General features: G+C 72.1%; 6 protein-coding genes and 1 pseudogene. 5 read left to right on the top strand and 2 right to left on the bottom strand.

All coding sequences use genetic code 11. The features are described 5' to 3' along the window. A pseudogene (locus tag ABT085_RS41540) lies at nt 1–376 on the bottom strand (hypothetical protein); the annotation flags it as partial. A 220-nt stretch (nt 377–596) separates the two neighbouring features. Between ABT085_RS41540 and ABT085_RS41535 the strand changes: the two are divergent. The 3 genes from ABT085_RS41535 to ABT085_RS41525 all read left to right on the top strand — a co-directional run bounded on the left by ABT085_RS41535 (nt 597) and on the right by ABT085_RS41525 (nt 4671). Continuing rightward, complete coding sequence (locus ABT085_RS41535; protein WP_351620818.1) at nt 597–1289, top strand: ABC transporter ATP-binding protein; 693 nt, start codon at nt 597–599, stop codon at nt 1287–1289. Next, nucleotides 1286–3700: an ABC transporter permease gene (locus tag ABT085_RS41530; protein WP_351620815.1), complete on the top strand. Its 2415-nt coding sequence runs from the start codon at nt 1286–1288 to the stop codon at nt 3698–3700. Before ABT085_RS41535 ends, ABT085_RS41530 begins: the two co-directional genes overlap by 4 nt. A gap of 452 nt (nt 3701–4152) precedes the next feature. Then, on the top strand, nt 4153–4671 hold the full coding sequence (locus tag ABT085_RS41525; protein ID WP_351620821.1) for a hypothetical protein: 519 nt from the start codon (nt 4153–4155) through the stop codon (nt 4669–4671). 12 nt (nt 4672–4683) lie between these two features. On the opposite strand, the gene ABT085_RS41520 is transcribed toward ABT085_RS41525, so the two are convergent. After that, entirely contained in the window at nt 4684–5430 is a 747-nt protein-coding gene (locus tag ABT085_RS41520) for a helix-turn-helix domain-containing protein (RefSeq protein WP_351620813.1), read from the bottom strand. Nucleotides 5431–5655: 225 nt separating this feature from the next. On the opposite strand from ABT085_RS41520, the gene ABT085_RS41515 reads away from it, so the two are divergent. After that, nucleotides 5656–6318, top strand: a complete 663-nt coding sequence (locus tag ABT085_RS41515) for a DUF4097 family beta strand repeat-containing protein (RefSeq protein WP_351620810.1) — start codon at nt 5656–5658, stop codon at nt 6316–6318. Between the two features lie 42 nt (nt 6319–6360). Next, a partial coding sequence (locus ABT085_RS41510; protein WP_351620808.1) for an ABC transporter ATP-binding protein occupies nt 6361–7112 on the top strand: 752 nt, incomplete at its 3' end.

Raw genomic sequence — 7112 nt, 5'->3', positions numbered from 1 at the left:
CGACCAGACCCCAGGGCGGCGCCGCCGGCTCCGACGCGAACCCGGCCTCGGGCCGGTAGCCGGGCCCGGGCACGGCCGGTGGGGACGGAAGCACCGCCCGGCCCTCGACGACGGCCCTGGAGCTGATCCGTACCGGCCCGTCGCCGGGATAGCGCGTCGCCACGACCAGCGCGACGACGGTCAGCACGAGTGCCAGCACCACGTCCAGGCGCACCGCCCGCCGGGTCAGCGGGGCGGGCTCGCCCTCCGGCCCCATCGCGTCGCGGACATGCGCCCACCAGGTGCCGGGGCGCAGCAGGTCGCCGACCCGCGCCCGCCGGCTGTCCGCCCGCGGCGCACCGCCCGACCGCTCGTACGGGTCCTCCGTCTCCATCACCCGTACATTGTGCGGCCCGTGCCCAAGGCCGGCGTCCGCCTCTGTGACCAGCGCTTCTGTCCGCCGGGCGTACTCCTCGAGGATGACCCCGCCGCCGGATCCTCCGCGGGGAGGGCCCTATGTCGGTGCCACGGCCGACGCGCCGCCACGGCGCCCGCCCGTACGTTCGCCGGGCCCGCACAGGGCATCGGCTCCCCGACCACGAAGGACGGACACACCCATGACTCACGTGATCGAACTGGAGGGCGTGGCCAAGCGGTACGGCGGCGCCGACGCCCCGTCGCTGGGACCGGTCGATCTCGGCGTGGCCCAGGGCGAGGCCCTGGCCGTGACGGGGCCGTCCGGCAGCGGCAAGTCCACGCTGCTCAATCTCATCGCCGGTCTCGACCGGCCCAGCGAGGGCACCGTGACCGTGGCCGGACAGCGCATCGACCGGATGGGCGAGCACGCGCTGGCCCGGTTCCGCCGCGAGCGGATCGGCATGGTCTTCCAGTTCTTCAACCTGCTCGACGACCTCACCGTCGCCGACAACATCCAGCTTCCCGCCCAGCTGACCGGGACGGCCCGGCGGGCGGCGGCGTCCCGTGCCGGAGAGCTGATGGAGGTGCTGGGAATCCAGAAGCACGCCCGCGCCTATCCGGGGCGGCTGTCCGGCGGTGAACGCCAACGGGTCGCCGTGGCAAGGGCCTTGGTGAACAAGCCCGCCCTGCTGCTCGCCGACGAGCCGACCGGCGCGCTGGACACCGCGTCGGGGCAGGACGTACGGGAACTGCTCGTGGATCTGCACCGCGGCGGGCAGACCGTCGTCCTGGTCACGCACGATCTGGAGCTGGCCCGGGCGTGTGCGACCCGCACGGTCCATCTGGTCGACGGTCATGTCGCCGTCGACACGCACGCGGAGGCCGTCCGATGATCCGGTTCGGCAGCGGTGCCCTCGGGCGGGTCGTACGCTCCGGGGTCGGCAGACGCCGCGTCCAGACACTGGTGATCGCCGTGGCCACGATGATGGCGGTCGCCTCGGCCGTGGTCGCCGGGTCCTTGCTGGTCGCCACGAACGCGCCCTTCGACCATGCCTTCGCGCGCCAGCACGGGGCCCACCTGACCGCGTCGCTCGATCCGGACCGGGTGAGCGCGGCGCAGCTCGCGAGCACCCGCCGGCTGGCGGGGGTCACGGCGAGCGCGGGACCGTTCCCGTCCACGACGGTCAATCCGGTCGGGCCGGACGGCGGACACCTGCCCGCGCTGACGCTGGTGGGACGGTCGGGGCCGGGCAAGGACGTGGACGCACTGGATCTGAAGTCGGGCCGATGGGCACGCAAGTCCGGTGAGGTCGTCCTGTCCGCCTCGTTCGCCGGCGAGTTCCTGCCGCTCGGTGAGACGCTGAAGAGTTCCGACTCCGCGGACGCGCAGACGCTGACCGTCGTGGGCTTCGCGCTGTCGGCCAGTGGGAGCGCCGAGATGTGGGCGACCCCCGCTCAGGTCAGGTCCCTCGCCACCGGGGAGAGCGTCCTCACGAACCAGATGCTCTACCGCTTCGACTCCGCGGCCACGAAGGCGCAGATCACCGCCGACCGCAAGCGGCTCGCGGCCGCCTTGCCCTCCGGGGCGCTGGTCGGCACCCAGTCGTGGCTGGACACCAAACACTCCGCCAATCAGGGCGCGGCGGCGACGATCCCGTTCCTGTTCGCGTTCGGCGTGCTCGGCATCGTCATGTCGGTGATCATCGTCGGCAGCGTGATCAGCGGCGCCGTGGGCACCAGCCTGCGCCGGATCGGCATCCTCAAGGCCATCGGATTCACCCCACGCGAGGTCGTACGGGCCTATGTGGCCCAGGCGTTGATCCCCGCCGCGGCCGGTATCGCCCTGGGTGTCGTCCTCGGCAACCTGCTGGCCGTGCCGCTGCTGAACGACACCGAGTCCGTGTACGGCACCGTGTCGCTGTCGGTGGCCTGGTGGGTGGACGTCGTGGTGCCGGCCGGTGCGCTGCTCGTGGTCGCGGTCGCGGCGCTGGTACCCGCGCTGCGGGCCGGGCGGCTGCCCACGGTCGAGGCCATCGCCGTCGGCAGGGCGCCGCGCACCACGCGCGGACAGTGGGCGCATCGGGCCGCGGGACGGCTCCCGCTGCCACGCCCGGTGACGTACGGCCTCGCGAGTCCCTTCGCGCATCCCGTGCGGGCGATCGCCATGATGCTGGCGGTGACCTTCGGGACCGTGGCCGCGACGTTCGCGGTGGGACTGACGCAGTCCCTCAACGCGGTGGCGAGCGCGCAGGATCCCGAGGACCGCGCCGATGTCACCGCCGTCACCGGGGCAGGCGGTCCGGGCCCCGGCCCCGGCCGGGTGCAGAAGGCGCCCGCGGCCGGTGCCGAGCGCGCGCCCGCCGCCCCGGGGTCGAACGAGCAGCAGCCGTCGGCCGATCCGGCCGCCGTGCGTGCCGCGATCGCGAAGCAGCCCGGCACCGCCTCGTACTTCGGCACGACGGCGGGCGACGCCACGGTTGCCGGGGTCTCCGGCACCGTCCGGGCCACCCTCTACCAGGGTGATTCCCGCTCCGGTGCCTACGAGATGATCGCGGGCCACTGGCTCGACGGGCGGGGTCAGGTCGTGGTGCCCACCACCTTCCTGGAGCGGACCGGCACCGAGATCGGCGACAGCGTGCGGGTGACGTTCCGGAAGGAGACCGTGAGCCTGCGGATCGTCGGCGAGGCCTTCGACACCTCGGACGACGGCATGAACGTCCACGCGGATCTCGACAGCTTCGCCAAGGCGAAGCCGGAGGCCTTCCACATCGAGGTCAAGTCGGGTGTTTCTCCGGCCGATTACGCGCAGAAGCTCGCCGGGGTGGTCAAGCCGCTGGGTGGCGACGCCTTCGCCGAATCCGCCCCGGAGGGCGAGAACATGATCGTCCTGCTGGAGGCCATGGCCGCGCTCCTCACCTTGATGCTGGTCTCCGTGGCGGGTCTCGGCGTGCTCAACTCCGTCGTCCTCGACACCCGCGAGCGCGTCCACGACCTGGGGGTGTGCAAGGCGCTGGGCATGTCCCCGCGGCAGACCGTGAGTCTCGTGCTCGCCTCGGTGGCCGGGATCGGTGTGGTCGGCGGGCTGATCGGCGTCCCGGCCGGGTTCGCGCTGCACGGCTATGTGCTGCCGGTCATGGGACAGTCCGCGGGCACCCGCCTGCCACCGTCGGTCCTCGACGTGTACGACACCCCGCAACTGGTGCTGCTGGGCCTCGCCGGGCTGGTCGTCGCCCTGGTGGGCGCGACGGCTCCGGCGGGCTGGGCGTCCAGGGTCCGTACGGCCACGGCGTTGCGCACGGAGTGATGGACCGCTCTCGGCGCCGTGCACTGCCCGCGGGAACACGGCGGGAACGGGGGCACTGCGCCGGTGGCGGGAGCAGGGGCAGGGCGCCGGTGGCGGGAGCAGGGGCAGGGCGCCGATGGCGGGAGCAGGGGCAGGGCGCCGATGGCGGGAGCAGGGGCAGGGCGCCGGTGGCGGGAGCAGGGGCAGGGCGCCGGTGGCGGGTACGGGTACGGGCGCGGGGGCAGTCGGCGGCGGCGCGGGGCCCGGGTCGGCAGAAGGAGCCTGCCCGGGGCGGGCCCTGCCGGGCCGACCCGGCCCAGCGGCCGGGCGGCGGGTCGGCCGGGCGGCCACAGGGCGGCAACGAGCGCGCAACGGGTGGGCGCAGGACCCCGGACCCACACCACTCGCCCCCTACCATCAAGGGACAGGGGCCCTGCGCGCCCCCGGGCGGGGGGCTCAGCATGTGGTCGGTGATGTCAGGGCCGGCGTTCCGGCGTCTCGCCGCTTCCGTCACGGTCGGCACGGCCCTCGCTGCGACATCGGGATGCACGGTCCCCATCGATGCCGTCGCCGGTGTCTCCGTCACCGCCGACGGCCGTCTCCTCGGCGTGATGATGGTCTGCGGGCATCGGCTCGACGGCGCGACCCTGTACGTGGACGGCGCCGACGCCGACAGACAGGTGACGGTGGGTGAATGGACCGCCGGCAGGCGCCTCACCGCCGGCCTGACCACCTGGGCCCTCGACGCTCCCCCTGCGGGCTGGACCGCGACGAAGCCCCTCGCGCCGCTCACCACGGGGACCACGTACACCCTCTACGGATGGACCGAGGACAACACGTCGTCGTCGAGCAGCGTCTCCTTCACCCTGGCCGACCGGGACCGCCTCGCCCCGGGACGGGTGCGTTACGAGGCCGTCTCGGACAGCGGCGACGAATCCGCCATGACCGTGCCCACAGCGGAGTTCAAGGCCAGGGCCTGCCAGGGCATGTGACGCCGAGCCGCGTCAGAAATCGGTGTCATCCGTGTCGTCCACGGCCGGCTCGGCCTTCGTGGAGAGGATGTCGCGGGCCTGTTCCGCGGCGCGGGCGAGGTTCTCGGCGACGAAGTCGAGGAAGCGGGCGACGTTCTCCAGTCGGACGGCGGCCGGGGTGCCCGCGCCGAGCACGCCCGCGCCCTGCCGCGCCAGTTCTACCTGCTGGGTGAGGGAGCGGACGCTGGCGATCATCGACTGGTACCAGAGGTCCTCGTCGACGACGTAGCGCTCGCGACGGCGTTCGTCGCGCTCCCTGCGGACGAGGGCCTGACTCTCCAGGAAGGCGATCGACTTGGAGACGGACGCCGGGCTGACCCGGAGGCGCTGGACCAGTTCGGCCGCGGTCAGGCTGCCGGTGTCGGAGATCAGGAGGCTGACCATCACGCGCGCCATCATCTTGGTCAGGCCCGACTGCATCATGACGGTGGTGAACTGCTCCTCGTACTCGGCCACGGCCACCGGGTCGCGTCCGTGCGGCAGCGCTGCCGGCTTCACCCCCTGGGCGGTGGCGGGCCTGCGCCGTTGGGTCCGTCGTTCGGTGGCGCGGTGGGCCAGGTCCGCGCGGTAGCCGGTGGGGCCGCCGTTGCGCATCACCTCACGCGTGATCGTCGAGGTCGGACGCTCCAGACGGCGGGCGATCTCCGCGTACGGAAGGTTGTCGGCCAGCCCCAGCGCGATCTGCTGACGGTCCTTCTGGGTGAGTCTGCCTCCCGGCATCGCCATCTCCTTCATGTTCCCGTGATGCCGCCACCATAGCGTTCACGCTCAGTCCATTGCAACACTTGCCAAGAGGCGCTGTTGCATTACGTTCAGAGTCGTTGCAACAAATTCCCGCCACTCACCAGCAATAAGAGCGATTTGATGCAACGTCATGGTTGCCAGACCTATGAATGCAACGTAGCTTTTCCAATGTCAGAAACAACGACTCGCAAGGAGAGAACGATGCAGAAGTTCGACACCCCCGCCCCGATCTCCGCCGTGTTCGACATCCCCGCGGGCCGCATCCAGATCATCGCCGCCGACCGGACCGACACCGCGGTCGAGATCCGGCCCGCGGACCCCTCCAAGAACCGTGACGTGAAGGCGGCGGAGCAGACCACGGTCGTCCACGCCGACGGGGTCCTGCGGATCGAGGTTCCGGCAGGGAACTCGTTGCTCGGCTCCTCCGGTGCCGTCGCGGCGACCGTCCAGCTGCCCGCCGGCTCCCGCGTCGAGGCCAAGGCGGCCGCCACCGAGTTCCGGGTGGTGGGACGCGTCGGTGACGTCGTCTTCGAGGGCGCCTACCAGCAGATCAAGATCGACGAGGCCGCGAGCCTCGACCTCACCGCGACCGACGGCGACGTCGAGGTCGGCCGGCTGAGCGGCCCCGCCCGGGTCAGCACCATGCGGGGCGACATCCGGATCACCGAGGCCGTCCGCGGCAAGGTCGAACTCCGCACCCAGCAGGGCGACATCTCGGTCGGCGCCGCCTCGGGGGTCTCGGCCGCCCTGGACGCCGGCACCTCGCACGGCCGCGTCAGCAACGACCTCAAGAACGACGGCGCCACCGAGCTCCACATCCACGCGACCACCTCCCAGGGCGACATCACCGCCCGCAGCCTCTGACCCTTGACCGTCGACTCGCAGCCCCAGAAGGAGCATCCACTCATGACCGGCTTGGCCATCGCGGCACACGGGCTGCGCAAGGCTTACGGAGACAAGACCGTCCTCGACGGCATCGATCTGAACGTCCCCGAAGGAACGGTCTTCTCCCTGCTCGGCCCGAACGGCGCAGGCAAGACCACCACCGTCAACATCCTCTCCACCCTGATCTCCCCCGGCCCCGGCTCCGGGGAGATCAGGGTCGGCGGCCACGACCCGGCCACCGATCCGCAGGCCGTACGTGCCGCGATCGGCGTCACCGGACAGTTCTCCGCCGTAGACGGACTGATCACCGGCGAGGAGAACATGCTCCTCATGGCCGACCTGCACCACCTGTCCCGGCGCGAGGGACAGCGCGTCACGGCCGAACTCCTCGAACGCTTCGACCTGGTGGAGGCGGCCAAGAAGCCGGCCTCCACCTACTCCGGCGGCATGAAGCGCCGCCTCGACATCGCCATGACCCTGGTCGGCAGCCCGCGGATCATCTTCCTCGACGAGCCGACCACCGGCCTGGACCCGCGGGCCCGCCACAACATGTGGCAGATCATCCGCGAGCTGGTCAGCGGCGGCATCACCGTCCTCCTCACCACCCAGTACCTGGAGGAGGCCGACGAACTCGCCGACCGCATCGCCGTCCTGAGCAACGGCAGGATCGCCGCCGAGGGAAGCGCCGACGAGCTGAAGCGGCTCATCCCCGGCGGGCACATCCGGCTCCGCTTCACCGACCCGGCCGCCTACCAGGCGGCCGCTGCCGCCCT

This window comes from Streptomyces sp. NPDC002265, assembly GCF_040296125.1.
GTDB lineage: Bacteria > Actinomycetota > Actinomycetes > Streptomycetales > Streptomycetaceae > Streptomyces.
This window is presented reverse-complemented; position numbering and strand designations above follow the sequence as displayed.

What these genes read in the sequence shown, in the direction of transcription:
- ABT085_RS41535 (WP_351620818.1), top strand. Translation starts at nt 597, where the DNA reads ATGACTCACGTGATCGAACTGGAGGGCGTGGCCAAGCGGTACGGCGGC.
- ABT085_RS41530 (WP_351620815.1), top strand. Translation starts at nt 1,286, where the DNA reads ATGATCCGGTTCGGCAGCGGTGCCCTCGGGCGGGTCGTACGCTCCGGG.
- ABT085_RS41525 (WP_351620821.1), top strand. Translation starts at nt 4,153, where the DNA reads ATGTCAGGGCCGGCGTTCCGGCGTCTCGCCGCTTCCGTCACGGTCGGC.
- ABT085_RS41520 (WP_351620813.1), bottom strand. Translation starts at nt 5,430, where the DNA reads ATGCCGGGAGGCAGACTCACCCAGAAGGACCGTCAGCAGATCGCGCTG.
- ABT085_RS41515 (WP_351620810.1), top strand. Translation starts at nt 5,656, where the DNA reads ATGCAGAAGTTCGACACCCCCGCCCCGATCTCCGCCGTGTTCGACATC.